31 protein-coding genes are annotated in these 26,886 nt (G+C 59.6%); 14 read left to right on the forward strand and 17 right to left on the reverse strand.

What is annotated here, in order from left to right; genetic code table 11:
* Positions 1–13 precede the first annotated feature (13 nt).
* The 7 genes from ACYQ6M_RS26780 to ACYQ6M_RS26810 all read left to right on the forward strand — a co-directional run bounded on the left by ACYQ6M_RS26780 (position 14) and on the right by ACYQ6M_RS26810 (position 3,978).
* Entirely contained in the window at positions 14–535 is a 522-nt protein-coding gene (locus ACYQ6M_RS26780) for a MarR family winged helix-turn-helix transcriptional regulator (protein WP_460076635.1), read from the forward strand.
* Between the two features lie 95 nt (positions 536–630).
* Complete coding sequence (locus tag ACYQ6M_RS26785) at positions 631–1,008, forward strand: YciI family protein (protein WP_077294637.1); 378 nt, start codon at positions 631–633, stop codon at positions 1,006–1,008.
* Complete coding sequence (locus ACYQ6M_RS26790) at positions 995–2,248, forward strand: RNA polymerase sigma factor (RefSeq protein ID WP_460076637.1); 1,254 nt, start codon at positions 995–997, stop codon at positions 2,246–2,248. Before ACYQ6M_RS26785 ends, ACYQ6M_RS26790 begins: the two co-directional genes overlap by 14 nt.
* 71 nt (positions 2,249–2,319) lie before the next feature.
* Entirely contained in the window at positions 2,320–2,784 is a 465-nt protein-coding gene (locus ACYQ6M_RS26795; RefSeq protein WP_297837010.1) for an SRPBCC family protein, read from the forward strand.
* A gap of 11 nt (positions 2,785–2,795) precedes the next feature.
* On the forward strand, positions 2,796–3,191 hold the full coding sequence (locus ACYQ6M_RS26800) for a DoxX family protein (protein WP_035907806.1): 396 nt from the start codon (positions 2,796–2,798) through the stop codon (positions 3,189–3,191).
* Between the two features lie 254 nt (positions 3,192–3,445).
* Positions 3,446–3,679, forward strand: a complete 234-nt coding sequence (locus ACYQ6M_RS26805) for a type II toxin-antitoxin system CcdA family antitoxin (protein WP_152507871.1) — start codon at positions 3,446–3,448, stop codon at positions 3,677–3,679.
* Entirely contained in the window at positions 3,679–3,978 is a 300-nt protein-coding gene (locus ACYQ6M_RS26810; protein ID WP_023001390.1) for a CcdB family protein, read from the forward strand. The genes ACYQ6M_RS26805 and ACYQ6M_RS26810 overlap by 1 nt, the downstream gene beginning before the upstream one ends.
* 37 nt (positions 3,979–4,015) lie before the next feature.
* Here ACYQ6M_RS26810 and ACYQ6M_RS26815 read toward each other — a convergent pair whose 3' ends face one another.
* From ACYQ6M_RS26815 to ACYQ6M_RS26845, 7 genes are all read right to left on the reverse strand, one after another.
* Complete coding sequence (locus ACYQ6M_RS26815; protein ID WP_460076641.1) at positions 4,016–5,044, reverse strand: ABC transporter ATP-binding protein; 1,029 nt, start codon at positions 5,042–5,044, stop codon at positions 4,016–4,018.
* On the reverse strand, positions 5,041–5,790 hold the full coding sequence (locus ACYQ6M_RS26820; RefSeq protein ID WP_460076643.1) for a glycerophosphodiester phosphodiesterase family protein: 750 nt from the start codon (positions 5,788–5,790) through the stop codon (positions 5,041–5,043). Before ACYQ6M_RS26820 ends, ACYQ6M_RS26815 begins: the two co-directional genes overlap by 4 nt.
* A 12-nt stretch (positions 5,791–5,802) precedes the next feature.
* Entirely contained in the window at positions 5,803–6,612 is an 810-nt protein-coding gene (locus tag ACYQ6M_RS26825) for a carbohydrate ABC transporter permease (RefSeq protein WP_023001393.1), read from the reverse strand.
* Positions 6,602–7,471 (reverse strand): carbohydrate ABC transporter permease, encoded by an 870-nt coding sequence (locus ACYQ6M_RS26830; RefSeq protein ID WP_023001394.1) that lies wholly within the window; start codon positions 7,469–7,471, stop codon positions 6,602–6,604. The genes ACYQ6M_RS26825 and ACYQ6M_RS26830 overlap by 11 nt, the downstream gene beginning before the upstream one ends.
* 70 nt (positions 7,472–7,541) lie before the next feature.
* Positions 7,542–8,798, reverse strand: a complete 1,257-nt coding sequence (locus ACYQ6M_RS26835; RefSeq protein ID WP_168693659.1) for an ABC transporter substrate-binding protein — start codon at positions 8,796–8,798, stop codon at positions 7,542–7,544.
* A 140-nt stretch (positions 8,799–8,938) separates the two neighbouring features.
* The gene (locus tag ACYQ6M_RS26840) at positions 8,939–9,823 is read right to left on the reverse strand and encodes a MurR/RpiR family transcriptional regulator (RefSeq protein WP_023001396.1); all 885 of its coding nucleotides are present in this window, start codon (positions 9,821–9,823) and stop codon (positions 8,939–8,941) included.
* 125 nt (positions 9,824–9,948) lie between these two features.
* The gene (locus ACYQ6M_RS26845; protein ID WP_031269503.1) at positions 9,949–10,608 is read right to left on the reverse strand and encodes a winged helix-turn-helix transcriptional regulator; all 660 of its coding nucleotides are present in this window, start codon (positions 10,606–10,608) and stop codon (positions 9,949–9,951) included.
* A gap of 100 nt (positions 10,609–10,708) precedes the next feature.
* Between ACYQ6M_RS26845 and ACYQ6M_RS26850 the strand changes: the two genes are divergently transcribed.
* The 3 genes from ACYQ6M_RS26850 (at position 10,709) to ACYQ6M_RS26860 (ending at position 12,678) form a co-directional block, all read left to right on the forward strand.
* On the forward strand, positions 10,709–11,434 hold the full coding sequence (locus ACYQ6M_RS26850; protein ID WP_460076646.1) for a DUF1428 domain-containing protein: 726 nt from the start codon (positions 10,709–10,711) through the stop codon (positions 11,432–11,434).
* Positions 11,431–12,105, forward strand: a complete 675-nt coding sequence (locus ACYQ6M_RS26855; RefSeq protein ID WP_460076648.1) for a glutathione S-transferase family protein — start codon at positions 11,431–11,433, stop codon at positions 12,103–12,105. The genes ACYQ6M_RS26850 and ACYQ6M_RS26855 overlap by 4 nt, the downstream gene beginning before the upstream one ends.
* A gap of 96 nt (positions 12,106–12,201) precedes the next feature.
* Positions 12,202–12,678: a VOC family protein gene (locus tag ACYQ6M_RS26860; protein ID WP_152508003.1), complete on the forward strand. Its 477-nt coding sequence runs from the start codon at positions 12,202–12,204 to the stop codon at positions 12,676–12,678.
* A gap of 41 nt (positions 12,679–12,719) precedes the next feature.
* On the opposite strand, the gene ACYQ6M_RS26865 is transcribed toward ACYQ6M_RS26860, so the two are convergent.
* The 10 genes from ACYQ6M_RS26865 to ACYQ6M_RS26910 form a co-directional block, all read right to left on the reverse strand.
* Positions 12,720–13,196, reverse strand: a complete 477-nt coding sequence (locus ACYQ6M_RS26865) for a deoxycytidylate deaminase (protein WP_460076650.1) — start codon at positions 13,194–13,196, stop codon at positions 12,720–12,722.
* Between the two features lie 10 nt (positions 13,197–13,206).
* Complete coding sequence (locus ACYQ6M_RS26870; protein WP_460076653.1) at positions 13,207–14,643, reverse strand: aldehyde dehydrogenase family protein; 1,437 nt, start codon at positions 14,641–14,643, stop codon at positions 13,207–13,209.
* A gap of 13 nt (positions 14,644–14,656) precedes the next feature.
* Complete coding sequence (locus ACYQ6M_RS26875; protein ID WP_460076655.1) at positions 14,657–15,520, reverse strand: dihydrodipicolinate synthase family protein; 864 nt, start codon at positions 15,518–15,520, stop codon at positions 14,657–14,659.
* Positions 15,517–15,864: a 4Fe-4S dicluster domain-containing protein gene (locus ACYQ6M_RS26880; protein WP_460076657.1), complete on the reverse strand. Its 348-nt coding sequence runs from the start codon at positions 15,862–15,864 to the stop codon at positions 15,517–15,519. Before ACYQ6M_RS26880 ends, ACYQ6M_RS26875 begins: the two co-directional genes overlap by 4 nt.
* A 14-nt stretch (positions 15,865–15,878) precedes the next feature.
* On the reverse strand, positions 15,879–16,655 hold the full coding sequence (locus ACYQ6M_RS26885; RefSeq protein ID WP_055660974.1) for an enoyl-CoA hydratase-related protein: 777 nt from the start codon (positions 16,653–16,655) through the stop codon (positions 15,879–15,881).
* Positions 16,652–17,818 carry a CaiB/BaiF CoA transferase family protein gene (locus ACYQ6M_RS26890; RefSeq protein ID WP_168687667.1) on the reverse strand — a complete coding sequence of 389 codons (1,167 nt, stop codon included), beginning with the start codon at positions 17,816–17,818 and terminating at the stop codon, positions 16,652–16,654. The genes ACYQ6M_RS26885 and ACYQ6M_RS26890 overlap by 4 nt, the downstream gene beginning before the upstream one ends.
* 14 nt (positions 17,819–17,832) lie before the next feature.
* Positions 17,833–19,200 (reverse strand): FAD-dependent oxidoreductase, encoded by a 1,368-nt coding sequence (locus ACYQ6M_RS26895; RefSeq protein WP_460076660.1) that lies wholly within the window; start codon positions 19,198–19,200, stop codon positions 17,833–17,835.
* Between the two features lie 77 nt (positions 19,201–19,277).
* Positions 19,278–20,087: an ABC transporter permease gene (locus tag ACYQ6M_RS26900; RefSeq protein ID WP_023001409.1), complete on the reverse strand. Its 810-nt coding sequence runs from the start codon at positions 20,085–20,087 to the stop codon at positions 19,278–19,280.
* Entirely contained in the window at positions 20,087–20,884 is a 798-nt protein-coding gene (locus ACYQ6M_RS26905) for an ABC transporter ATP-binding protein (protein WP_055660967.1), read from the reverse strand. Before ACYQ6M_RS26905 ends, ACYQ6M_RS26900 begins: the two co-directional genes overlap by 1 nt.
* 4 nt (positions 20,885–20,888) lie before the next feature.
* Complete coding sequence (locus tag ACYQ6M_RS26910) at positions 20,889–21,932, reverse strand: ABC transporter substrate-binding protein (RefSeq protein ID WP_031269507.1); 1,044 nt, start codon at positions 21,930–21,932, stop codon at positions 20,889–20,891.
* Between the two features lie 182 nt (positions 21,933–22,114).
* On the opposite strand from ACYQ6M_RS26910, the gene ACYQ6M_RS26915 reads away from it, so the two are divergent.
* From ACYQ6M_RS26915 to ACYQ6M_RS26930, 4 genes are all read left to right on the forward strand, one after another.
* The gene (locus tag ACYQ6M_RS26915) at positions 22,115–23,020 is read left to right on the forward strand and encodes a LysR family transcriptional regulator (RefSeq protein WP_023001412.1); all 906 of its coding nucleotides are present in this window, start codon (positions 22,115–22,117) and stop codon (positions 23,018–23,020) included.
* A gap of 168 nt (positions 23,021–23,188) precedes the next feature.
* A complete protein-coding gene (locus ACYQ6M_RS26920) occupies positions 23,189–24,118 on the forward strand; it encodes an ArsR/SmtB family transcription factor (protein WP_023001413.1) in 930 nt (309 codons plus the stop codon).
* Between the two features lie 151 nt (positions 24,119–24,269).
* Complete coding sequence (arfA, locus tag ACYQ6M_RS26925) at positions 24,270–25,781, forward strand: arabinosylfuranosidase ArfA (RefSeq protein ID WP_460076663.1); 1,512 nt, start codon at positions 24,270–24,272, stop codon at positions 25,779–25,781.
* 13 nt (positions 25,782–25,794) lie between these two features.
* Positions 25,795–26,865, forward strand: coding sequence for an ABC transporter ATP-binding protein (locus tag ACYQ6M_RS26930; protein WP_289809462.1), 1,071 nt, complete (start codon positions 25,795–25,797; stop codon positions 26,863–26,865).
* Positions 26,866–26,886 lie beyond the last annotated feature (21 nt).

The following is a 26,886-nucleotide window of genomic DNA, read 5'->3' on the forward strand; positions in this document are numbered from 1 at the left end:
GATAAAATCGAGAATGAGCAAAAACGATACGGATCACGTTGAACGCCGACGCCGGCAATGGGAGCTGGAGTTGCCACAGGTTGATACACGCGGCATGGCAATCCTTGGCCGCGCGCGGGTGATCACCCATTTGGCCCGGCCGGGCATCGAGGCCATTTTCTCAAGACACGGCCTCGATAGCCGGGAATTCGACGTGCTGTCGACGCTGCTGCGCTCCGGATCACCTTACCAGCTTCGCCCCACGGAACTGTTCAATTCCCTGATGCTCACCTCAGGAGGGCTAACCGGCATTCTGGCACGCCTGGAAAGGGCCGGATTGATCGAAAGGCCAAAGGACCTTGCAGACGGCCGGAGCTCGCCCGTCCGCTTATCCAAGAAGGGGATGGACCTCATCCGGTCCGCTTTCAAGGAAGACATGGCTCACGAAGCCCGATTGATCGACTGCCTCACAGATGAGGAACAGCGCACGCTTTCGGCATTGTTGGGGAAGTTGACGAAGGCTCTGGAAGGATCGGAAGGCGGTCGCAAGAGCTGAAAGGCCGAACAGCCTTACTGCTCTTGCCAAAAAACTATCCGTAATGTCGCAATTCGAATGTCAGAACCGTCCTTGTAACTATGGAACCGTTTTTCATGTTGTACATGCTGCTTTGCTATAATGATGAAGAGGTCACCTCCGCGTGGAGTGACGAGGAAGACGCTGCTGTCATGAAACGGCTGCAGGTCGTCCACGAGAAGTGGGCTGATCAGTATGAGCTGGCTGCCCGCCTCATGCCCACCAAAACTGCCTCTACCCTCCACAAGAAGGAAAATCTCGTTACCGATGGCCCCTATGCGGAGACCAAGGAACAGCTGCTCGGCTTTTATCTGGTTGAGGTTGAGGATCAGCAGCAGGCCCTGGACTTTGCCAGAGACCTTACCGAAGCCAACCCCGGTGGAGCCTATGAACTGAGGCCGGTCAAGAGCTTCCACCCGGGAACCACGACTGACACCGACAATGCAACCGCCTGATCTCACATGGATTGACAGCAAATTGACTGCCTCGCGGCCACGGGTGATGGCCGCACTGCTCCGGTATTTTCGTGATCTGGATCTGGCCGAAGAAGCCTTTCAGGAAGCCTGCCTGCGCGCCTTGAAAATCTGGCCGGACAACGGACCGCCGCGAAACGTGGAAGGATGGCTGATCACCGTCGGCCGCAATCTGACGCTGGACGTGCTGAAACGCGAGGCAAGGACCTCCGGTCTGCCCCCCGAAGACGTTCTGTCGAACGTGGAGGATGCCGAACCGGACCTGGTTGAACGGCTCGATACGGCGGACTACCGTGATGACATCCTGCGCCTTCTGTTTATCTGCTGTCATCCGGATCTGCCGGCTACCCAACAGATCGCGCTTGCATTGCGCATCGTATCCGGCATTCCGGTTGGTGACATCGCCCGGGCATTTCTGGTCGGCGAACACGCGATGCGGCAGCGGATCACCCGTGCAAAGGCGACGATAGCCGACGCTGGCGTGCCGTTCGAGACACCGGATCAGGCAGAGCGGGAAAACCGTCTGGCGGCTGTATCCGCGATGATTTATCTCGTCTTTAGCGAAGGCTACAGCGACCCTGATCCGGCAGGCGAGCGCTCGGGGCTGTGCCACGAGGGTATTCGCCTGGCCAGGCTGCTGCTGCGGATGTTTCCCTCCGACCCGGAACTCATGGGACTGCTTGCACTCATGCTGTTGCAGCATTCCCGTCAAGACACGCGAGTTGACGCAAACGGCCTGTTGGTCCTCCTGGAAGATCAGGACAGATCACGATGGAACCGGCCCATGATAGCCGAAGCCCTCGTCCTCATAGACAAGGCGATGCTCCGCCGCGGACCGGGGCCTTATCAGATACAGGCGGCAATCGCTGCTCTGCATGCGCGTGCCGCGACACCGGAAGACACCGACTGGAAAGAGATCGAACAGCTTTACGCCGCACTCGAGCGTCGCTCGCCATCTCCCGTTGTCACACTCAACCGTGCCGTTGCGGTGTCGAAAACGGAAGGGGCCGAGGCTGCGTTGCAGATGATCGAACCGCTCGCAGTCAAACTTAGCGGATATTTCTATTATCATGGCGCGCGTGGGGCGCTGCTCAAGCAACTGGGGCTGACAAGCGAGGCACGCTGCGCATTTGATCAGGCCATTGCCCTTGCCGGGACTGTTGCGGAAGCCGCTCATATTCGCCAACAGCTCGACCAGATGACGGGCCTTGAAAAAAACTGAACTCATTTGTCGCACGTGCCCTCCTTCATTCGTCCTTGAGCTATCAACAACAGCGCAATGGACGAAATCAGATGTCAGAACAACAGCATGCACTCGAACTGATCCTTGACCTGGATGCTCCGCGAGAAAAACTCTGGCGTTGCTGGACGGAGCCGAAACTGCTTGAAAAGTGGTTCTGTCCCAAGCCCTGGTATGTCACCGATGCCCGTATCGATCTGCGTCCTGGCGGCGAGTTTTCCTGTCGCATGCATGGTCCAAATGGCGAGGAATTCCCAAATACCGGTGTCTTTCTGGAAGTCGTTCCAAACGAACGTCTGGTCACCACCGACGCATTCCATCCTGGTTGGAAACCAACCGGCCGCCCCTTCATGGTGGCTGAGGTAACCTTTGAAGATCTGGGGGGGGGCAGGACCCGTTACCACGCTCAGGCTCTTCATTGGACGAAGGAAGCCAGGGAAGAACACGAACGGATGGGGTTTCACGAAGGCTGGGGCAAGGCTGCCAAGCAGCTTGAAGAACTTGCCAAGTCTATCTGATGGAGCGCGAAATGAGTAACGGGACAACCATGCTTTGGGCAGGTCGCATTCTGACGGGCCTTTTCGCCCTGTTCATGTTGGGCGCTTCCATTGCACCGAAGCTGCTCCATCTGCCTGTTGCCGAAGACACGCTGGCCGAACTTGGCTGGCCTGCGGGGTACGCATTTCCGATTGGCTTGATCGAACTGGTCTGCCTTGTTCTTTACCTCATTCCGCGCACCAGCGTGTTAGGAGCAATCTTGATGATGGGCTTGCTCGGCGGTGCCATGGCAACCCAGATCCGGGCCGGGTCACCCCTGTTCAGCCATGTGCTGTTCAGTCTTTATCTGGGCCTGTTCATGTGGGGTGGCCTGTGGTTACGCGCTCCGGACCTGCGCAGGCTGTTCCCGTTACGGAGATGGAGTTGAACTGACACTTCCGATCAATCGAGAAAGACCTGTCCCAGGGTAACTCTTGCCGCTCACTGGCCTTGTCCCCTTCCCGGTGGCCCTTCGTGAAAGGATACTCGTCTGCCCGGACAGTAAGGGCGCTTCGCGTTGGACAGGTCTTTCTCGAGGCCATCGGTCTCTCAGTGTGATAATGCGCATTTATGATGCGCATTGAAAATGCGTAAGCATGCGGCTATTATCCGGGTACCGGATATGAATGGTTTGGAAACACGATGGCACGCGTTCACGCACGCAAGGCGACCAATTTGACAATTGATATGACGCTGGTCGGTTCGGCGAAGGAACTGGGCGTGAATATTTCCCAGGCAGCCGAAGAAGGTATCCGGCGCGCGGTTTCACAAGCCCGTGCGGAACGGTGGAAACTGGAAAACAGGGCAGCCCTGAACAGCTCCAACGACTTTGTCGACGAACACGGCCTGCCGCTTGAAGCGAGACGCCTGTTTTAATGGCCAGAAATCAGCTCTACCGGCTGAAACCGGACAGCGTTCTGGTGCTGGATGTGCAGGCGGACCTTCTGGAAAGCCTCAACACACGCGTCGTCGTGCCGCTTTTGCCCAGGTCTCGCGCACCGGCACCCGCGGCCTACCTGAACCCGATATTCGGCTGGGAGGGCGAGGAATACGTCATGGCGACCCAATTCCTCGCCGCCGTAGCGGTTTCCCAGTTGGGAGACCCGATCGGTAGCCTCGACGAGAACTTTGCGGAAATTACCCGCGCGCTGGACACCCTGTTCCAGGGCTTCTGATTGCAGGTTCAACCTGTTTCAAAAGACGCCTTACCGCTCAAGCCATTTCCACCCGGCTTTCACTTGCTGCATCGAAGTAGATGGCCTGATCGGTGTCATAGCCGATCCAGACGATTTCGCCTCCGGAGGTCATGTCACGCCGCGGGGCGGTCACGATCAACCTGCCGACGTCGCTTTCACAATGCAGGACCAGATTGGCACCGGTCATCTCCGAAAAGACAATCCGTGCGGGGATTGCGGGAACGCCCGGGGACGAGGTGTGTACCTTCATATGCTCCGGCCGCATGCCGACGGTGAGGCCTGTTCTGCCGGACCAGAAGGGCAAGGTTTCTATGGGCAGAAAATTCGTCGGCAGCATTCCGAGGAACCCGGCGACGAAGCGGTTCGCCGGCCGGTCGTAGATTGTGCCGGGCGAGTCGAACTGCAGAAGATCTCCATCTTTCAGGACGGCGATCCGATCCGCCAGGGAAAGGGCTTCACCCTGATCGTGGGTTACGTAAACGACAGTCGCCCCCAGTTGCCTGTGGAGTTCCTTGATTTCCGAGCGCATGGCAACCCGCAGGGCGTTATCCAGATTGGACAGCGGCTCGTCCATCAGGAAGATGGAACTGTTGCGCGCCATGGCCCGGCCCATCGCGACCCGCTGACGCTGGCCGCCGGACAGGGCGCCTGGCTTTCGGTCGAGATAAGGATCAAGCTTCAACGTTCTGGCCACTTCCTCTGCCCGGGCGTTGCGCTCCGATTTGGCAACGCCGCGCAACTCCAGACCAAAGGCGATGTTCTGGCGCACGTTCATATGCGGATAGAGGGCGTAATTCTGGAAGATCATTGCAATGTCCCGATCCTGCGGCGCAACGTCATTGACGCGTTTGCCACCGATGCGGATATCGCCCTGATCGCATTTCTCCAGGCCGGCGATGAGGCGTAGCAGCGTGGATTTTCCGCAACCCGACGGGCCGACGATCACGATGAATTCCCCGGCTTGCATGTCCAGCGAAACGCCATGCAGAACTTCCGGCCCGCCGGGATAGGATTTACGGATATCTGTCAGTTCTATCCCGCTCATGACCGCTCCTCTCCCTGCCAGCGGTTCCGGATCGCGATCGCAAGGCTGGGCCGGTCGGTGGTGAAAACCTTCACACCGAGCCGAAGGGCCTTTTCGATCTGCGCACAGGTATGTGCTGCCCAGCAGCCGAACTGAAGTCCGGCATTCTCGACAGCAGTCATCAACTCTTCATCTGCGCAATCGACATGAACACCGATTTCCGGGATCCCGTGAGCCTTTGCCACTTCGAGCGTGCCTGCGGTTCCCAGTTGCTGAAGAACCGGCGGGCTGACAAGCCATAGTCTTGGCCGCTCTGTTGCCCTGGCCAGCTCGTCCTGTGTTTCGACCAGAAAGGAGGAAAACACCGTACGCTCCAGCATGTCTTCTGCGGCAAGCATTGCGACCACCTTCGGAACGAAGTCGGCATAGGGTCTGCGATCCGGACCAGGCTTGATCTCGCAGCGGAAGCCAACGGAACTGCGCCGGTAAATCGCGCAGAGCTCCTGGAGGGACAGCGGATGGCCTCCCGCACCGTAATCGATCGTTGCCGAGCGAACCTCGGCCTCGCGCAGATCGCAGATCGCGCCGGATCTGTCGGTCGTTCGCTCGAGTGTCGCATCGTGGTGGACCATGATGGCGCCATCGGTCGTCGGGTGAAGGTCGAATTCGACTTCCTCAAGCGCCATCCGCGCAGTGGCTTCGAAGCCTGCCGGTGTGCTGTCGCCAAACTCCAGGGTGCCGCCGCGATGAGATGCAATACGTGTCATTGAAACTTCCATTTACTTGACCGCACCCATGGTGATGCCACGCACCAGGTGCCGTTCGACGAATATGAAACCGAGCAGGACGGGAAGAATTGTGATGGTGGAAGCCGCCATCACCAGCGGCCAATTGACCACGTCTTCGCCCGGATTGACCCGGTAGAGACGCGCAAGACCGATCTGGAGCGTGTAGAGGTCTTCATCACCAACTGCCACCAGCGGCCAGATGTAGCTGTTCCATTCCGTGATGAAGATGAACAGCCCCATGGAGAATATGGCCGGGCGGGCAATCGGCACGATCACCCGCCAGAGCACCTTGAGAGGTGTTGCTCCGTCCATATAGGCCGCTTCATCCAGCGCGATCGGAATGCCGCGAATGTACTGCCGCAAAAAGAAAGCCGCGAAGCCGTTGGAAATCGCCGGAAGAATGAGCCCTGCATAGGTGTCCAGCAACCCCACCTTTGCAAGGGTCAGGTAGTTCGGGATCAGCGAGATATGGCTGGGGATCATCAGGGTTGCCACCACGGCCGCAAACAGCAGGTTGCCGCCAGGAAAACGAAACCTGGCAAAGGCAAATGCGGCCATTGTCGACACCGTCAGGGCAATGAACGTGACCAATCCCGATACGACGATGCTGTTCAGCAGATAGCGGGCAAAATGGTATTGCCCGATGGCCAGCTCGTAATTCTCCAGTGTGAACTCGAACTTGCCAGTGTAATAGGCGTCCACCGTCTGGAACGACATGAAGACCGAATAGAGTGCCGGAGACAGGAACAGGAGGCCGGCAATCAGTGCAAGCCCTGCAAGGATGCGGCTGTCAGGCTTCATAATGCACCCTCCGGCCCAGAACCCGTGCCTTGAAAAGGGCCAATGCCATCAGCAGCACGAAGAGCACAACGGCTAGTGCAGAGCCCTGCCCGATATCGAACAGCGTGAAGCCGACACGGTAGAGCATGTTGACCAGCATGTCGGTGGCCCCCGCCGGACCACCCTTGGTCATGACGTCCACGACGGTGAACACCTGAAAGGCCTCGATCACCGAGACGACAAGCAGGAAATAGGTTGTCGGCATTACCAGCGGAACGGTTACACGGCGGAAGACGCGGCCTTTCCTGCCGCCATCGACGGCGGCGGCGTCATAAAGTTCCTGCGGGATTGCCTGAAGCCCGGCGATGTAGATGACGATATCGTAGCCGAGCTGCTTCCAGGTGTTGACGATGATCAGCACCCAGAGCGCGAGCTGCGGGTCCTGAAGCCAGGGAACCTTGCCGAAGCCGAGAGTTTGCAGGAAGGCATTGATCATGCCGTAGTCCGTCGCAAACAGCCAGGAAAACACCACCGCGATGGAAACGGTGGACGTAACAGACGGCAAGAACAGCGCGCCGCGCAGAATACGGGACGGCAGAGCCTCCCGGACCAGGTAACTTGCAACCACAAGCGCAAGGCAAAGCCGGATCGGAACGGAAATGACGGCAAAGATCGCAGTCACCTTGAGCGAATTCCAGAACTCGTGGGACGAGAACAGCAGCCGGTAGTTTTCGAAACCGACAAGGGGCATCGTCGGCGACAGGAAATCCCATTCCCGGAAGCTGAGATTGAGACTGGCTGCAATCGGAATGTAGGTGAACACCGCGATGAAGGAGATCAGCGGCAGCACCAGAATATAGGGTGTCAGGCGGGACAGCATCGGAAAGGGCTCCGGAGACACCGGGCTACTTCTGGAAGCCCGGTGCTGATGTCGAAAGAAAATCGGGCGATCAGTTGGTGCGCTCGGCTTCCTTTCGGGTGCGGTCTGCGAAATCCTTCAAGGTTTCCGTGACATCACGCTGACCAAGGGCCATGGCCTGCCACATGTCGTATTCGGTTGCACGCATCCAGGTGACCACCGGCGGGCGCGGACGGCCACGGGCGAAGTCCAGCTGGTCGATTGCAACCGTGATGCCGGGCTTGTCCTGGACGGCGGCGGCGGCCAGCGGCTGTTTGGCGGTATTCTTGTTGATCGGCATGTAGCCGGTGCCGGAGAACCAGGTGGCGTTGGACTCAGGTGAGGCGGCAAAGCTGATGAACTTGTAGGCGGCGTCCTGTGTTTCCTTGTCGGCTGACGACAGAATGCCGATACCGGCCCCACCGATCGGCACGGCGCACACCTTGTTGCAAGGCATCGGACGAACGGCAAGGTTATCGCCGAGCGCCTTCTTGGAGCGGCCGTAGTTGCCGGTTGAATTCAACATGATGCCGACCTTGCCGGCCAGGAAGGCATCCCTGCCGTTGTTTTCCTTGGTCACGCCGTCGGCAGAGGCAACCTTGTGCTCATGCACCAGCGAGGCCATCCATTCATAGGCTTCGATCGTGTTCGGGCTGTCGATCAGGATCTCGCCGGTCTTGCTGTCGATCAGGTCACTGTCGTTATCCATGATGAGACCCCAGCGTGCGAACTGGCCCGGTGCGGCAATGCCCGTGATGCCTTCGTCGCCCAGCTTCTCGGTAATCTGTTTGGATACCGCCAGAAGATCGTCGTAGGTCTTGAGCGCCGGTTCTTCGGCAAAGCCGGCCCGCTCGAAGATCTCCTTGTTGTAGTAGAGCACCGGCGTGGAGGAGTTGAACGGCACGATGTAGTTCTTGCCTTCAAAGACGCCGACTTCGCGGGCGAAATCGAACAGGTCGTCCTTTAGCGGGTCGTTGTCGACCTTTTCGGTCAGATCCAACAGCACGCCGCGGTCAGCGAAGAGACCATACCGGGTGACTTCCATGATCACCGCGTCCGGCGCCCGGCGCGCCGGGATGGCAGCCTGGAGCTTGGCGACGATATCATTGTAGTTGCCAATGAACTGGGCATCGATCTTGATATCAGGGTTGGCAGCCTGAAAGTTCTCGATGATCTCGCCAAGCGCTTCGCCGCCGCTCCCATCGAAGCTGTGCCAGAATTCAACCGTGACGTCCGCCTGCGCGGCACCGACGCTGCCAGAAAGGCCGATCAGGCCCGCCAACAGCACTTTCTTCAAATTCTTCAACATGGAGTCATCCTTGTCAGAGTGAACTATTTCCGTTTGCGCACGAGACTTTGCCGCCGTTTCCAACGGCGGTCTTTTTTGGTTTGTTCAGCGATTTCCGTGTCCGGCCCCGCTTCCGGGAAGGGGCAGGTTTGCTGGCGAACTCATCTGCGCCAGCGTGGCGGCAGTGATTGACGAAATGCCTTGAATTCCTCCAGCGACCGGATCGATCTACCTCCATCGATACCGGCCAGATCGAGAATGACCGCGTTGGCAATGGTCATCGGCACGACCAGCGACTGGGATTCGCCCGCCTCACCGCGCGAGGCGCAGATTTGATGATCGGGCGCGGGGTCGAAACGGGCTGCGAGCAGGTCCGTCAGCGCCAACCTTGTCGCGCCGCGCATGGACGCAATCCCGTTTGCATCGCTGATTTGCTGTGAAGGGCGGCGGAAGGCGAGCAGCCAGACGACATCGTCCGGTGAAAGCCTGTTCAGCATCTCGGCAAAGTGATGGGTGCGGTCGCCAAGGTCGGCGGCATCATAGCCGGAGCGCTGCAAGCGCAGGGCAATCAGCGAGGACAGGCTCGCGGCATGACCGCGACCAAAAATGAAGATCTTGCGGGCATCGCGCAGGGCTTCGGAGAAGGCGCGGATATCGCTGTCGGGGACGGCAGTACGCAAGGCCTCGAGGGCGGCAATTTCACTGTCGAGCACGGACGACAGCACTTGCCCTTCTTCCGCCCGCACCAGCCGGGCCGCCATGCGGGCGGCAGGGTTCTCGAAGTCGTTGCCTTCCTCAACCAGATTTGCCTGCAGGTAGGCTCGAAATTCCGGATAACCTTCAAAGCCGAGCCGCTTGGCCAGACGCACCGCTGCGGCGGGATGCACGCCCGCGCGAAGGGACACTTCCTTGCCGTTTTCGATGGCGGCTCGGATCGGGTCCTTGACCAGCACATCGAGTAGACGGGTATCGGACCCCGTCAGCCGGGAGGCGTTGCGGGTGATGAGATCGGACAGGAAACCGGAGGATGGCACAGGTTTTGACATGCCATCGTTCTAGTTTTGCAATTTGAATTGCAGGCTACAGTTCGATGAAATTTTTATTACAAACCGCGGAGCCGATACAGGCGCTGGCATGGGCGACAGCACCAACGGGCAGCCGTCCAGCCAACTCAGGTCTTTCGTTGCAGTTTGAACCGCGAGACGAATTCAGCAGCAAGGGACGCGTCTCCCGACACCTCGACCACGCCTTTGGCGATCAGATCCGCAAGCGGAACTGAGCCATAAACGGCTGAAGCCATCCGGTTGCCGTTACCGGAAAGCACAAAGGGCGCGTCAGGACGGGAAACCGCCTTGGTGTGAACCCTGCCGGAGATCAGCTGCATCTCGAATGCCTCGCCCTTGAAATCGAATCCGGCAAGTGCGTCTCTTTGCGCCGCAGCCTCCGGAACGACGTTGACACCCATGGATATCATCAAGGCAGACGGGCTGATGAAACGCGTCGGATCGTGACCGGGCACCAGCAACGCCCACCGGCACAGCGATTCCAGCACGGGCAGCAGAGCCTGGCCCGCCTCCGTCAGGGAATACACCCCCAGTCGCTCGTCGTGTTCGATCACATCGACCTCTACGAGCTGTGCAAGACGGCCGGTCAGAACACTCGCGGTTATGCCCGGCAACCCGGCGCGGATCATCTGAAAGCGTTTTGCGGAAAACATAAGCTCGCGCACAACGAGCAGAGCCCACCTGTCGCCTATTAGGTTCAGGGCGTGGGCGGCCAGGCACCCCTCGTCATAACGAAGGCGCGTTGTTGTTTTTGTCTCTTTGGTCATTTTTTCATACTGACAGTTGTTTTTTCATACTAACGCTGTCACGATAATGCTGCAACCGGGATGTTCCCATCATCCCGACAAAAAGGAGGAAATGATCGCCATGTCCTATTTCACAGGTGCGGTAGCGGCTGTTCCGGCCGCAAACAAGCAGAAATATGCCGACCACATCGCCGCTGCCTGGCCTCTGTTCAAATCCTATGGCGCCACCCGCATGGTCGAAACCTGGGGTGTTGATGTTCCGAAGGGCAAGGTTACGGACTTCTACGGCGCCGTCGACGCCAAGGAAGACGAGGCAATCGTGTTTTCCTGGATCGAATGGCCGGACAAGGCTGCTGCCGATGCGTCCTGGGAAAAGATGCAGAACGACCCTGCCATGAAGGAAATTCCAGAAATGCCGTTCGATGGCAGCCGGATGATCTTCGGCGGATTTGCCCCTGTCTACGAGGCAGGCAGACACAGCGATGCTGGCTATTATCAGGGGTTTCTGCTGGCGGTGCCCGAAACGAACAAGAAGGCCTACACCGAGATGGCGGACGAGGGCTGGAAGATGTTCGAGAAATTCGGCGCTCTCGGGATGATCGAAAACTGGGGCACGGATGTACCGCGCGGCCAGAAGACCGATTTCTACCGGGCCTCCAAGGTGGAAGACACCGAAGTGCCTGTCTTAGGCTGGGTTGCCTGGCCGGACCGCGCCACATGTGATGCCGCTGCCAAAGAAATGGAAGCGGGGATGGTCGACATGGACATGTCCGCAATGCCTTTCGACGGAATGCGGATGATGTGGGCCGGCTTCGATCCGCTCTTCGACTCGGAGAAAGCCGCATGACCCTTACCCTCTACACCTTCGACTGGCTGCCGGAGTTTCCACGAGGGTTCGTGCGGGATCTACGGGTCCGCTGGGGCCTGGAGGAGATTGGTCGCAGCTACCAGGTTGCGACCGTGCCCGCACACCCCAAGAGCGCCGAACACCGCAAGCTGCAGCCATTTACGCAAGTGCCCGTAATCCAGGACGGTGAGCAGACGCTTTTCGAAAGCGGAGCGATCCTTGTCTACCTTTGCGAAGGCACCCCGTTGCTGCCGGACGACCGGAAAGCGGAAATCTGGCAGTGGCTGTTCGCCGCGCTGAACACGGTTGAATTGTCGGTGATGCACTGGATCAGCATGATCCTGGCCGAGCGGGTCCCGGAATTCTTTGGCCCTCCTCCGGCAGCCGACGTCACGGCTCACGCCAAGGCAGACATGGATACCAAGCTGACTGCGCTGCAGCAGGCTCTGGGCGACAAGGAGTGGCTCGCCGGTGACTTCTCCGTCGCCGACATCGCGATGGTGGAAGTGCTGCGCGTGGTCGCGGCCGAAGAGGCCCTTGATGCCCATCCGGATCTTGCAGCCTATGTCGAACGGGCAACATCCCGCCCCGCTTTCAAGAAGGCCATGGCAGATCACATGCAGCATTGGCAGACGGCGGACGCCGAACAAGCGAAACGCAGCACGGGCTGACGCGGGCTTTTCCGCAAACAATGTCATGTCGCCTCTGGATCTTTGAGTACAGCCATCCGGGGCGACGGTATAACTCCAGGACTGGAAACAATGTCGATTGCAAAGAACACGATTTGCCTCTGGTACGAAAAAGACGCCGAGGCCGCGGCACGATTTTACGCTGAAACCTTTCCGGACAGCGCCCTGAAAGCCGTCAACCACGCCCCCGGCGACTATCCTTCCGGGAAAGAGGGCGACGTTCTGACCGTGGAATTTACCGTGCTGGGCATTCCTTGTCTCGGCCTGAACGGCGGCCCCACATTCAAGCACAGCGAAGCGTTCTCTTTCCAGGTTTCGACCGAGGATCAGGAAGAAACCGACCGTTACTGGAACGCCATTGTCGACAATGGCGGCGAGGAAAGCGCCTGCGGATGGTGCAGGGACAAATGGGGCATTTCCTGGCAGATCACCCCGCGCACGCTGATGGAAGCCCTGGCTGCCGGCGGCGGCGAAGCAAAGCGCGCCTTTGGCGCAATGATGGAGATGAAGAAAATCGACGTAGCTGCCATCGATGCGGCCCGCCGGGGCGACTGACCACCACCAAACCGGCCCCCCCACCCAAGGAACTCCCGGTTTTAGCTGGAGCCGCCGGCAGTCGGCTTAGCAAGCGTCATCTTTATTCCAGCTTCCTTGAGCATGATCTCGGAAACCTCAAAACTGTGATCAAGCTTGCCGTCATGCGATGGTCTGGGCGGGCATTCCACACAGGACAGCCCGCTTTGAATGATAGCCCTCGCGCAATCCGCACAGGGAAACCGGTTGACGTAGAGGGTGCAACCGGCAAGCGCTACACCGGCGCGGGCTGCGTTGTAGATCGCATTGCGTTCGGCGTGTTCCACCCAGAAGAACTTTTCACCGCTCGGGCGGTCGAGACGGGTTTCATCCATTCCGGAGACCCCGCGCGGCAGGCCGTTGTAACCTGTCGCGCGGATTTCCTGACCAGGTCCGACAATGACTGCACCCACCTTGAAGTCGCGATCTTCAGACCATTGTGCGATGTGATCGCACAGCCCGAGAAACCGGTTGCGCCATTTGCCGGATTTGCTGTCCAATGTGCTTCTCCTAGCCTGCAAACAGGTAGCTGGTCTTGACCGTGGTGAAGAATTCCGCCGCGTAGCGGCCCTGTTCACGTGGCCCAAAAGACGATCCCCTGGTGCCGCCGAAGGGAACGTGAAAATCAACACCGGCGGTCGGCAGGTTGACCATCACCATACCGACCCTGGCACGCCGCTTGAAGTCGCGGGCATGTTTCAGGCTTGTGGTGCAGATACCGGCTGACAGACCGAATTCGGTGTCGTTTGCAACTGTAATGGCTTCCTCGAAGTCGGCCACCTTGATGACGGATCCGCAGGGACCGAAAATCTCTTCCCGGTTGATGCGCATGGAATTGGTCGTCTCGAGAAACAGTGCCGGGGCCTGAAAATAGCCGGGCACGGCAAGTTCGAGCCGCTCGCCGCCAATCACCTTTGCTCCTTCCTTGCGGGCGAGGTCCACATAGGCAAGGTTCGAAGAGAGCTGCTTTTCGTCGACCACCGGTCCAATCTGGGTAGCGGGATCGAGCGCATCCCCAACCTTCAAGGCCAGCATCGCTGTTTGCAGCTTCTCAACGAAAGCGTCGTGAATGCCCGCCTGCACGATCATGCGCGAGGACGCGGTGCAGCGTTGGCCGGTGGAAAAGAATGTCCCGTTCAGGCATGCGGAAACGGCGACATCCAGATCGGCGTCATCCAGCACCACCATCGGGTTCTTGCCACCCATTTCAAGCTGGCACTTGCGTTTAAGCCGTCCGCACACTTCGGCAATATGGCTTCCCGTGGCAACGGACCCGGTGAAGGAAACCGCATCGACATCCGGATGTGTAACGATGGCCTCGCCAACAACAGAACCGCGCCCCATGACCAGGTTGAAGACACCGGACGGACAGCCGCATTCATCCAGCAGCGTTGCGATCACATGAGCGCAGCCCGGCGTCAGGTCCGCCGGTTTCAATACGACGCAATTGCCATAGGCCAGCGCAGGTGCTGCCTTCCAGGCGGGAATGGCGATGGGAAAGTTCCACGGAGTGATCAGGCCGATCACACCGACCGGCTCACGCGTAACCTCAACGTCGATATCGGGCCGCACGGAGGCCTGCATATCGCCGGTCACGCGCAGCGCTTCACCGGCAAAGAACTTGAAAACCTGGGCGGCGCGCATGGTTTCACCGATGCCTTCCGCCAGCGTCTTGCCTTCCTCGCGCGACAGCAGGCGGCCATATTCTTCGGCCCGTTCCGCCAACTTTCGCCCAACTGCTTCCAGCAGATCATGGCGGGTCTGCGGCGTTGCCGCTGCCCAGCCTGGCGCGGCATTGCGCGCTGCCGCGACGGCGGCGTCGACATCGTCAACGTCTCCCTGGGCATAAAGGCCGACGACATCATCGGTGTTCGAAGGATTGCGGTTTTCGGAATAGGTGTTGGAAGGCAGCCATTTGCCGCCGATCAGATTATCGTGCTTTGTCATTGGAATTCCGGTTTCAAAGGGTTTCGGCAATGCGGTCGAGAGACCCGCATGCGGCATCGTCCAGTTGTTGAAAGGGAGGAAGAACACGGTTCCAGGCACTTTCAGCAGCGCGCCGGCCGACAAGATATTTGACCGCAGGCACCAGCGGGTGGGCAGCAATGTCCGCCCGTATGCTGGCGACCCGGCCAGCCAATGCCTCGTCTGCCGGGTCCTGCAGGAGCCGCGCACAAAGGGGCGCGCTGATGTTCACGGTGGCGGAAATACAGCCTGCGAACCCGGCTCCGGGGCCCTCCGCGAGCGCCGTTTCCGAACTTGGAAACACCTTCAGCTCAGGCAGTCGCCGGACAAGCTCCCGGCAATAGTCGAGATCGCCTGAGGAATCCTTGATGCCCGTGAACCGTTTCGGATGGGCTTTTGCCAGACGCTCGACGACATCCGCGGGTATCTTCAAGCCCGTCATCTGCGGGAAATTATAGAAATAGATCTCGATCGGCGTCGCGCCGAGTGCCCGGTCCAGCGCTTCATACCAGGCAACCAGCCCCTCTTCGGTGACAGGCTTGTAGTAGAACGGCGGCAGGACCAGCGCGACGCCATAGCCCATGCCGGCAGCTGCACGCGTGAGGTCCAGCGTGTCCTCAAGGGACGTGAGACCCGTGCCGACCATAAGCCGGCGTGTGTCAAAGGCCTCGGCCGCCCAGGCCATCACTTGCTTGCGATGGGCCAGACCGAGAGAATTCGCCTCACCGGTCGTACCCAGGATGTTCAGGGCATCGCACCCGTTGGCCAGCGCCCAGGCGCAATGTTCCAGAAAGGTATCTTTCACCGGTGCGCCATGCGCATCGAGCGGTGTCGGTACCGCCGCAACTATCCCCTTCATGTCGTCTGTTCCTCAAAATCGTGTTTGAAAAAATCCCGCACCGCAGGGTGGTCCCGAAAAGGCGTATCGCCCCTGGTCCAGCCACCCGGCGAAACCAGTCCTCCGTCCGGTGCCTGGAACACATCCTTGTTGATCTCGATGAACGCCCGGTCCGCACCGGTCACCTCGTCGTCGTAGCGGATCGCGTCGACCGGGCAGATGCTCTCGCACATGCCGCATTCGATGCATTCTTCGGGGTGGATGTAGAACATCCGCTCGCCTTCATAGATGCAGTCGACCGGACAGGACGTGGTGCAGATCCCGTCCTTCACATCAATGCATTCGCTCTTGATGATCAGCGCCATCTTGATCTCTCAACTCATTTGCCTTGCCAGACCGGCGCGCGCTTTTCCCGGAACGCCCGAACCCCTTCGAGGGAATCCTCTGACGTTAGGGCGGCGATCAGTTCGGGAGACCGCACGGCCTGTGCCTGGTCGGGCGGCATTTCACCGGTTTCGCGTACTGTGGCCTTGATCGCCTGCACGCAAAGCGGCGCACTTGCCAGAATGTCGGCAATCCAGCGGTCCACTTCCGCATCGAGTTCGTCCTGCGGCACGACGGCATTGACGAGCCCGTAGCGCTCCATCTCCACCGCGCTTGCCATCCGGCCGGTCATCATCAGTCCGACAGCGATATTGCGTGGGACAAGACGTTGAAGCAGCGTCATCCCGCCTGCCAGCGGAAGGTTGCCCACCTTTGCTTCGGGCAGGCCGAACCTGGCCGTATCGCTGGCAATCACGATGTCGCAGCCGAGAACCATTTCCATGCCGCCGCCGAGCGCAAGACCGTTGACGCGGGCAATCACCGGCACCTTCAAGGAGCGCCTCAGGGCGATGCCGCCGAACCCAAGCGGGTTTGCGGACGCCCAATATTCAAGCCCACTCAGTCCGTTGCTGTCCTTCAGGTCCGCACCGGCGGAAAAGGCGCGTTCACCCGAACCGGTCAACACCACGCAGCGCACGGTCGGATCGGCTTCGATCTTCCGCCAGATGGTTTCCAGCTCGTCCGAAGTTGCCCTGTCGACCGCGTTCATGCGCTCCGGGCGGTCTATGACAACCCGGGCGACATGGTTTTCGAGGGTGAAAAGGACACTCATTCCGCCGCCCCTGCCACTTGTTGCAGGCCGAACTCCGCAATGACTTCGTCGGTGTGTTCACCCAGGCGCGGCGGCGCGTGCCGCAGTTTCAGGGGTGCTTCACTCAAGTGCACGGGTGACCCCACGACCCTCACGGGGCCAAGGACCGGATGGTCGAAATCCAGCAGCATGCCGTTGATGGCGGTCTGCGGGTCTTCGAGTGCTTCTCCGAGCGCCCGCACGGGTGCGCAAAGCAGGTCCTGCTCTTCCAGCCTGGCGATCCAGTGCGCCGTCGTGTCCGTTGCGAAGACGGCCCGGAACCGGTCCTGCAGATAGGGCTTGTTGGCACGCTGGCTGGCGAGGTCCGGATAGGTGGGTGAAAGGTCCTCGATGCCAAGCGCGGTGCAGATGTCGCGCAACGGATTAGCCTTGAAGGCACCGACCACCACCAGAGCACCGTCAGTGGTGTCGAAGACACCGGTCAAGGGCATTGCGGCCCAGTTCAGCACTTCGCGGTGCTTGGTCCACTGTGCGGCTTCCTGCATCTGCATCGCAATCATGGAATCGTAGAGCGAAACGGAGACCCTCTGGCCGCGACCGGTCTTCGTCCGTGCCAGCAAGGCCGCCAGAATGCCCTGAACCAGGTGCATGCCTGCCGTATAGTCGCACAAGGTGGTGGGATAGATGGACCGCTCGATAGACGGGTCAGCGGTCTTTTCCATGACACCGCTCATCGCCTGGGCCAGAACGTCCTGCCCACCCTTGTGGGCATAGGGGCCCTTCTCGCCAAACCCCGTTCCGGATGCACAGATGATGCGGGGATTGATCGCCTTGAGCGCGTCATAGCCGAAGCCCAGACGGTCCATGACACCGGCGCGGAAATTGTCGACGACCACGTCCGCGTTGCGCACCAGATCGTACACCATCTGCTTGCCCTCATCGGACTTGGTGTCGATCTCGACAGACCGCTTGTTGCGGTTCAGCGACGAGAAGACGGCATTGTTCATGCCCTCTTCCGACCGCACGTCGAAGAAGTGCCGCGACAGGTCGCCTGCACCGGGGCGCTCGATCTTGATGACGTCCGCGCCGAAGTCGGCCAGCATCTGGGTTGCACATGGCCCCAGCATGACCTGGGTGAAGTCCAGAATGCGGACACCGGAGAGTGGGAAAGCTTGGGTATTCACGTTTGTTATCCTTTTTATTCTGCCGCGACGGTGCCTTCGACGAGCGCATTTGCTGATGGGATGTCGCCGGGGTCGGCGCCCTGGGCACGCATGCGTTTCTGGATCGTGGCAACGTCGGCGTCGCGCAGTGCACAGTTCTGTTCCAGAGCGACCGCAACGGCGACGCCGGCGGCTTCGCCCTGCGCCATGCACGGCGGAATTTCCCGCGAAAGCTTCTGGGCTTCGCTCTCAACCGAGTAGTGGCGACCGGCAACGATCATGTTGTCGATGCCCTTGGGCAGCAGCGCCCTGTAAGGCGTGTAGTAGTCCCTGCCCCGGCAGACGCTGTCGGAGAAATGACGGCGGGAGCGCACGTCATCGCGGGTGACCACATATTCGCCCTGCAACAGACGGGTCTGGCGAATGCCGAGTTGTTCCGCGGCACCCAGCATCTTGGCGTTTTCGAAACCGGGCAGATTGGCGCGCACGAAGGCAAGCAGCTTCATCATGCGCTCGCGGCCTTCGACTTCCGCCGCCAGCATGTGTTCCGGCGACAGGCCATCATACCCCGGCATGTGCGGGCAGTTGCACCAGACGATGCCCGGCAGCGGCGTCTTCAGCCACCACATGCCCCAGGCGCCACCGATCACCCGGCGCACCTGACGGTCCAGGGCCTTGTATTCTTCCGGATTTTCGAACTCGAAGGCTTCTGCCTTGTCCGTGTCGACGTCGCAAAGGCGGAACACAGTCGTGACGATGTACTGTCCGGTCTGGAAAGACGCCCCTGCGGAGGATGCGACATCCAGATCGCCGCTGGCATCGATCACCATCTTCGCCTTGATCGCCTGACGGCCAAGCTTGGTCTGGCAGATCACGCCGGTCACACGGCCGTCTTCCACCATTGCTTCGGAAAACCACGAATGCAGGCGCAAATTGACACCTGCCTCACGCACCAGGTCGAGGCTCACCCGTTTCCAGCAATCGGGGTCGAAGGCAACTGCGTGAATGATCGGCTGAGGCATGCCGGTCTTGTGAAAATCGATGCAGCCCCAACGGGACCACTTCTTCCACATTTCCCAGTTGGTCAGGCAATCTTCCGGCGGCGGAAACACTGCGCCATCCTGAGCCGACATCCGGTCGACGAATTCGTTGACGATGCCCGTCGTGACGATTTCATTGCCCTCGTTGACCATGTCGTCGAGCACCAGAACCATTCCGCCGGAGGCCATGCCGCCAAGGTGGTGGTAACGCTCGAGCAGGGTCACCGAGCAGCCGTTTCTGGCAGCCGATACGGCGGCACTCAGGCCGGCGGGGCCACCGCCGATGACGACCACGTCGCAGTCTGCGACGACCGGAACCTGCTCATTGCGGGTCAAGGAAATCTGCGTTGTGTTGGTGCTCATTTCGGCGCACTCCTCCCGTTGGGCCGCCAAGCGACGGCCCGGTTTCAGTTCAGATTTTCGTTTGGTTCAGATCCGCTTCACCACCGCACGATCATGCGTTCGGCAATGGAAACAGCGGCAAACATCAACACCGACAGGCCCGACGACAGGAAGACTGTCGCGTAGAGCAAGGCGGAGCGGAAATTGAACGTTGCATCGATGATCAACGCACCCAGCCCGACATCCGCCCCAACCCATTCCCCGACGATGGCGCCGATGACACAGGTGGTGGCCGCGATCTTCAGTGCCGAAAACAGGAACGGCAGCGAAGACGGCAGACGGATCTTCCAGAACACTTCCGACTTGGAGGCGGACAGGATCCGTGCCAGTTCCAACGCCTGAGGGCTGACGGACTGCAGGCCGCGTACCATGTTGACCAGTGTCGGGAAGAAACAGATCAGGGCAGCGATGACGACCTTTGCGGTCAATCCGGCTCCGAAGATCAGAACCAGGATCGGGGCAATGGCCAGGATCGGAATGGTGTTGATGAACACCGCGATCGGGAAGAACGCCCGCTCCACCATGCGGCTGTGCACGAAGGCGATCGCGATCAGCACTGCAGCCACATTGCCAACGACAAAGCCGAGCACGCTTTCGAACAGTGTCGGCCAGAAGTTCCGCATCAACTGCGGAAATTCGGTTACCAGCGTTGTTGCGACTTCGCTCGGAGCCGGGGCGATGTAGCTCGGCACCCCAAAGGCCCGGACGCCGATTTCCCAGGTGGCAATCAGGCCGACCGCAGTCAGCACCGGGGTCGCGACAGCAGTCAGCCGTGCCCTGCGCGCCATGGCCTTTTCGGCAGCGTCATCATCCACCGGCATGCCCATCGTTTCGTCGACGGCAGTCATCAGCACGCCTCCAGAAGTTTGCGCAAATGCGCGGAGTATCGGGTGAATTCCGCCGTATCCCGCAACTCGGTGGTGCGCGGATATGGCAGATCGATATCGACGATCTCGTGCAGGCGGCCCGGATGTGCCTTGAGCATCAGCACCTTCTGCCCCAGAAAAACCGCTTCCGGGATCGAGTGAGTTACGAACAGGATCGTCACGCCGGTTTCCTCCCAGACCTTCAGAAGCTGAAGGTTCAGGTGGTCGCGGGTCATCTCATCGAGCGCACCAAAGGGCTCGTCCATCAGCAACAGCTTCGGTTTGCAGACCAGTGCACGGGCAATCGCCACACGCTGGCGCATGCCTCCGGAAAGCTCGTGAGGCAGTGCGTGTTCGCGGCCCTTGAGCCCGACGAGCTCAAGCAGTTCCATCGGCGACTTGTCGCTGACGGGGATCTGGATCCCGCGGCTCTGCCCCATCTCCAGGGGCAGCTGGACGTTCTCCAATGCCGTGCGCCAGGGCAGCAGTGTCGCGTCCTGAAACACGAAGGCGAATTCCCGTGCCAGACGGGCAGCCTCGGTCGTCTTGCCGAAGATCGACACGTCGCCGGACGCGGGCGGGATGAGATCAGACACCAGCCGGAGCAAGGTTGACTTGCCACAACCCGACGGACCAAGGATGGAATAAAAGGCTCCCGCCTCGATCTCCAGGCTGATGTCCTGGATCGCGGTGAACTGACCGAACTTGACCCAGGCATTGCGCAGGCTGGCTGCTGGCACCAACGTGCCTGCGTCCAGATTTTCCAATACCGCTTCCATGGCCTTAACCGACCTTCGGGCGGCTGTCTGCGGTGCTCTCCAGGACCGACAGTGTCATCACATCGTCGACGGCGGGCGCCCCGTTCGCGAATTGCTCGAGATTTTCGTAAGTCTCGATCTGGGCCTGCCAGTTTTCGCGGGTCATGGTGCCCCAGCCGTTTTCGGCGGTCTTTTCGTTGAAGGAATATCCGACCACCAGCGGCACCGCCTTCAGTTCGCTTTCCCTATCCAGGTTCGGCAGGCGCTCGACCAGATAGTTGACGGCTTCTTCCTGGTTCTCACGAACCCAGCCCCAGCCGCGCGAGATGGCGCGGATCATGGCCTGCACCTTGTCGCCATGCTCGTTCAGCACCGTGTCCGTGGTGTAGAAGGGGTTGGCATAAAGCTGGATGCCGGCATCCCACAGGGACATGTCGACACGCTGGTCCCCTAGGATCGAAAGCGCGTTGACGTTTGTCTTCCAGCCGGTAATCGCATCGACCTGCCCCGTCAGCAGCGGCGCCATGTCACTGCCGATGACCTTCAGTTCAACCTGATCCTCGGATATGCCGTTCTTGGCCAGAAGCGCGCGGAACAGGATCCGTCCGGTCGCCTGGGTGCCGATGGTCTTGCCGATCATGTCCTGCGGTGTCTTGATCGGGTTCTTCTTGAGCGAGAAATACGTGTAGGGATGCTGCTGGTAACCGGCGGCAATACATTTCACCGGAATGCCCGCCGAGCGCGCCAGCATGAGAGAGGGGCTGGAAGACACCTGGCCGAGATTGGACCGCCCGGAAGCGACGGACGCCACACCATCGACATTCGGCCCCCCCGGCACGATTTCGAATTCAAGACCTTCTTCCGCAAAATAGCCCAGCTTGTCGGCCGCGATTTCTCCCAGGTTGCCGTTACCGGCCAGCCAGCCGAGCTGCATGGAAACCTTGAAGGTGTCCTGAGCAAAGCCTGGGACGATATTCACAAGTGTTCCGGCGCCTGCCAGACCAGCGCCCGCGGCCATGGTCTTGAGCATCGAGCGGCGGTTCAATCCATTCGAGAATAGGTATGACATACTGTTGGTCCCCCTCATTTGAGATTGGGCGGTTTGTGGCCGACTGTTCCCCTTGCCGACTTCACAGTGAACTCTAACGGGAAGATGCACGGTGCAAAAAGTGCAAAAACATGCTAACGGTGATGCATAAAATGCACCGCACTTTGTGATGCACTGTTTGCCACTCTGTCCGGGGGGACATCGTGCATTCGAATTTTCTGCGTTATTTCGACGAAGTCGCCCGTCAGGGCTCCATCCGCAAGGCATCTGCGGTTTTGAACGTGTCTTCCACCACGGTGAACCGGAAGATCATCAGCACCGAGAACGAGATGGGCGTTCGCCTGTTCGAGCGCACCCCTGAAGGCGTGACGCTGACCGATGCGGGGGCCATCGTCCTGGAACACTGCCGCAAGACGCTGCAGGACTATGAACGCACCCGCACCATGCTGGACGATATCCGCGACCTTCGGTCCGGGCACCTCAACATTGCCGCCATCGATTCCGTAACCTACGGCCTGTTGCCCCGTATCCTGCTCGACTTCAACCGGATCTATCCGCAGGTCACCTATTCGATCACCACCGCGCAGCCGGACGAGATCATCACCGCTGTTGCGGGCGGGATTGCCGATATCGGCATTACCTTCACCTTCGATCTGCATCCAAACGTTCGGGTAATCTCCGACAAGACCGCGCCGATCGGCATCATCATGCGATCCGACCATCCCTTCGCAGGCCGAACTAACCTTGCCATAGAGGAACTCACCGGCCAGAAAATGGTGCGCACCGTGGATGCGCGCGGCCGCAATTCCATCATCGACCAGGCAATCTCGGGCATGTCCTCCGCCCTCTCGACCAACTGCTTTACCGACACCTTGCATGTGGCAAAACAGATGATCCTGGCCGGCCGAGGCCTCGGCCTTTACACCAAGATCGGTTTCATTGACGAAATCGACCAGGGCATTCTCCGCTTCGTGCCGCTGATGCATGACATCCTGTCCAACCTGCGCATTGGCGTCGTCATGTCCGCCTCTTCCGGCATCTCGCCACCCGAACGGTTGCTCGGCAACGAAATCAAGCGCGCCCTCACCCAGCTGCGGCTGGATTCCTGAGTTTGCAAGAACACTGCCTCTCGGCTGAAGACCGATTGTCTGCGAACTGCACCCTGTCTGCCGGATGGTTCATATCGACCTTGAGAACCGGCGCAGTGAAACAGCAATTGTAATTATCGAAAAAAGCGATACAAATAGCTGTTCCAGATTTACAGCCGGGAACAACCCATGCGCGCAAATTTTCTGATCGTCGATCCCGTCAAGGACAAGATCGCCATGAAGGCGATCGCTTCCCAGCCTCGCCTGCACCTGTTGCAGGAGCTGGTACGGACGCCCGGGATGAACATCAACGCGCTTTCGGAAGCTTCCGGCATGCCGCAATCCTCGGTCTCCACCCACATCCAGGTCCTGGAAGAAGCAGGCCTGGTGCGAACGGAAGTGCAGCGGGCGAAGAAGGGCAGCCAGAAGACGACCTTCGCCATCTACGATGAGATCATACTGGCCTTCCGCTCGTCGGAAGAACGCATCGAGCCGAACCAGATCGAAGTTTCGATGCCTCTCGGCCTTTACACCAACAGCCTCGTCACTGCTCCTTGCGGCATCTGCTCGACAGAAGGGATCATCGGCCTTCTCGATGTGCCGGAAACCTTCATGGATCCGGAGCGGATGAAAACGGCTTTGTTGTGGTTTACCAGTGGCTTCGTCGAATACCAGTTCCCCAACAATGCCAAGCTGACGGGCAAGCAGATCGACGGTCTGGACGTGGTGATGGAGGTAAGTTCCGAGGTGCCCGGCACCATGAGCAACTGGCCCTCCGACATCGTCCTGTCGATCAACGGCAAGGAGATCGGCGTCTGGACATCCCCGGGTGATTTCGGCGACAAGCGCGGGGCCTACACACCCGACTGGTGGAAGCTTTCCGGCTCGCAATACGGCATGCTGAAGACCTGGAGCGTGGGCAGGAACGGCACCTTCGTGGACGGTCACAAGATCTCCGATATCAAGACAGAAGACCTCCAGCTCGACGAACACCGGTCGGTTCGGTTGAAGATCGAAGTAAAGGCCGAAGGACGGCATCCGGGCGGAATCAATGTCTTCGGCCGCGGTTTCGGCAATTACGATCAGGACATTATTTTGCGGCTGCACACCCGCAATTGACCGAAACTGCACTTGAAAAGACGTGTGGACATGCACTTCTGGTTGCACTGCAGCAACATTGTCCAGTTGACAATTTTCGACAAGCTCGCATTCTTATCAGAAATAAAGATTCATATCGATTTATTCGATATATATTTCTGGGAGAATGCGAATGAAGGCACGCGTCACCGTGCATCGGGATTTCCGGATCAGTTCCATCGATGAGCGGCTTTATTCCGCATTCATTGAACACATGGGACGGGCGATCTATTCCGGCATCTATGAACCTGACCACCCGCAGGCCGACGCCAACGGCTTTCGCAAGGACGTGCTGAAATTCGTACAGGACCTCAGGATCCCGGCCATTCGTTACCCGGGCGGCAACTTCGTTTCCGCCTACAACTGGGAAGACGGCATCGGCCCGAAGGACAAGCGCCCCGTCCGCCTCGATCTTGCCTGGCGCAGCAAGGAAACCAACCAGGTCGGCATCGACGATTTCGCGATCTGGGCGGAACAGGCCGGCATCGAGATGATGCTGGCCGTCAACCTGGGTTCGCGTGGTCTGGAAGAGGCGCGCAACTTCCTGGAATATGTGAATTTTCCCGGTGGCACCCAATGGTCCGACCTGCGCCGTTCCAATGGCCGCGAGGATCCTTACGGGGTCAAGATGTGGTGCCTCGGCAACGAAATGGACGGCCCCTGGCAGATCGGCCACAAGGTCGCCACGGAATACGGCCGGCTGGCCAACGAGACGGCCAAGGCGTTCAAAGGCTTCGACCCGACGATCGAGGCGGTCGTCTGCGGCAGTTCAAACGACCGCATGCCCACCTATCCCGAATGGGAACGCGAAGTCCTGGAAGAGTGCTACGAGAACGTCGACTACATCTCGCTTCACAAGTATTTCGGCAACAAGAGCAAGGACACGCTCAACTACTTCGGCAAGATCGAGGAAACCGGCCGCTACATCCAGACCATTGGCGGTGTCATCGATTACGTGAAGTCCAAGAAGCGTGCGAAGAACGACGTCCACATCTGCTTCGACGAGTGGAATGTGTGGTACCACATCCGCGAGGACGACAGCCGCCGCATCAAGGAATGGGACTGGCCGGAAGCACCACCGCTGCTTGAGGAGAACTACAACTTCGAGGACGCCCTCTTCGTCGCCGGCCTGCTCAACGAGTTCATCCGCCGCTCCGACCGTGTGCGTATTGCCTGCATTGCCCAGCTGGTCAACGTAATCGCCCCGATCCGGGCGGAAAAAGGCGGACCCGCCTGGCGTCAGACCATCTATTACCCCTATCAGTTCGCGTCTCTTTACGGCCGCGGTGATGCGCTGAACGTTGCCGTGGATGCACCGACATACGACTGCTCCGTTGCCGACGACGTGTGCTACCTCGACATTGCCGGGGTACACGACAAGGCAGCAGGAACGCTGACGCTTTTCGTCCTGAACCGGCATCTGACCGAAACGGCCGATCTCGACGTGTCCTTGACGGGTTTCGGCTCGCCGTCCCTGGCCGAACATCTGTCCATGGAAGGCTACGGCCTCAATGACACCAACGGTCCGGACAAGCCGGACAACGTGGTTCCCGGCAAGGGGACAGGTGTTGGCGTGGAGGATGGTCAGCTCAAGGGCAAGCTTGCGCCGCTTTCCTATCATGTCCTGCGGTTGAGCGTCGGCTGAGGGGATCCATGCAATGGGGGTTCAGCTTCGCAACATACGCAAGGTCTTCGGCCCGGTCGGGGTGATCCATGATGTCAGCATGGACATTCCGACGGGTGAATTCGCGGTCTTTGTCGGTCCCTCCGGCTGCGGAAAATCGACATTGCTGAGGATGATCGCAGGCCTTGAGGACACAAGCGGCGGCAAGATCTCGATCGAAGGCACCGATGTGACCTGGCAGGAACCGGCCAAACGCGGCGTTGCCATGGTCTTCCAGTCCTATGCGCTTTATCCGCATCTTTCCGTCTTCGAGAACATGGCCTTTTCCATGCGTCTGAAGCGGGCGCCGAAACAGGACGTGCACGACAAGGTGATGGAAGCGGCCCGCATCCTCCAGCTTGAGGAACAGTTGCAGAAGAAACCGTCTCAACTGTCCGGAGGCCAGCGTCAGCGGGTTGCGATCGGACGGGCGATCGTGCGCCAGCCCAAGGTGTTTTTGTTTGATGAGCCTCTGTCGAACCTGGATGCGGAATTGCGCGTCCAGATGCGGCTGGAACTTGCCCGGCTGCACAAGCAGATCGGCGCGACGATGATCTACGTCACTCACGATCAGGTGGAGGCCATGACGCTGGCGGACCGGATCTTCGTCCTGAAACAGGGTGTCGTGCAACAGGCCGGAAAACCACTCGATCTCTACGACGACCCCGACAACAAGTTCGTCGCAGGTTTCATCGGATCGCCGGCCATGAACTTTCTGCCGGCAACAGTGCTCGGCCGGGAAGACGATTGCCTGCGCATCGCCATCAACGGAACGGACGCAGTCCTGCTGGCGAAAGTTTCCGGCGATCTTCCGGCCGACAGCCGGATCACCGTCGGACTGCGGCCGGAACACCTGACCAGCGCGGACACGGGCATTCCCGTGACCGTGGAAATGGCGGAGGACCTGGGAGGTGTCTCCTACCTGCACACGCATATGCCGGACGGCCGCGAGATCGTCGTTGAATGGCGCGGCAGCCGCCATGCCGGGGGCGGTGAGGCAATCAAGCTCACCTGCACGCCGGAACAGGTTCTGGTCTTCAACGAGCAGGACCAGCGTATTCGGTAGACCTTCTGTCTGCCTGGTACC

The organism is Roseibium sp. ROS1, from assembly GCF_054658215.1.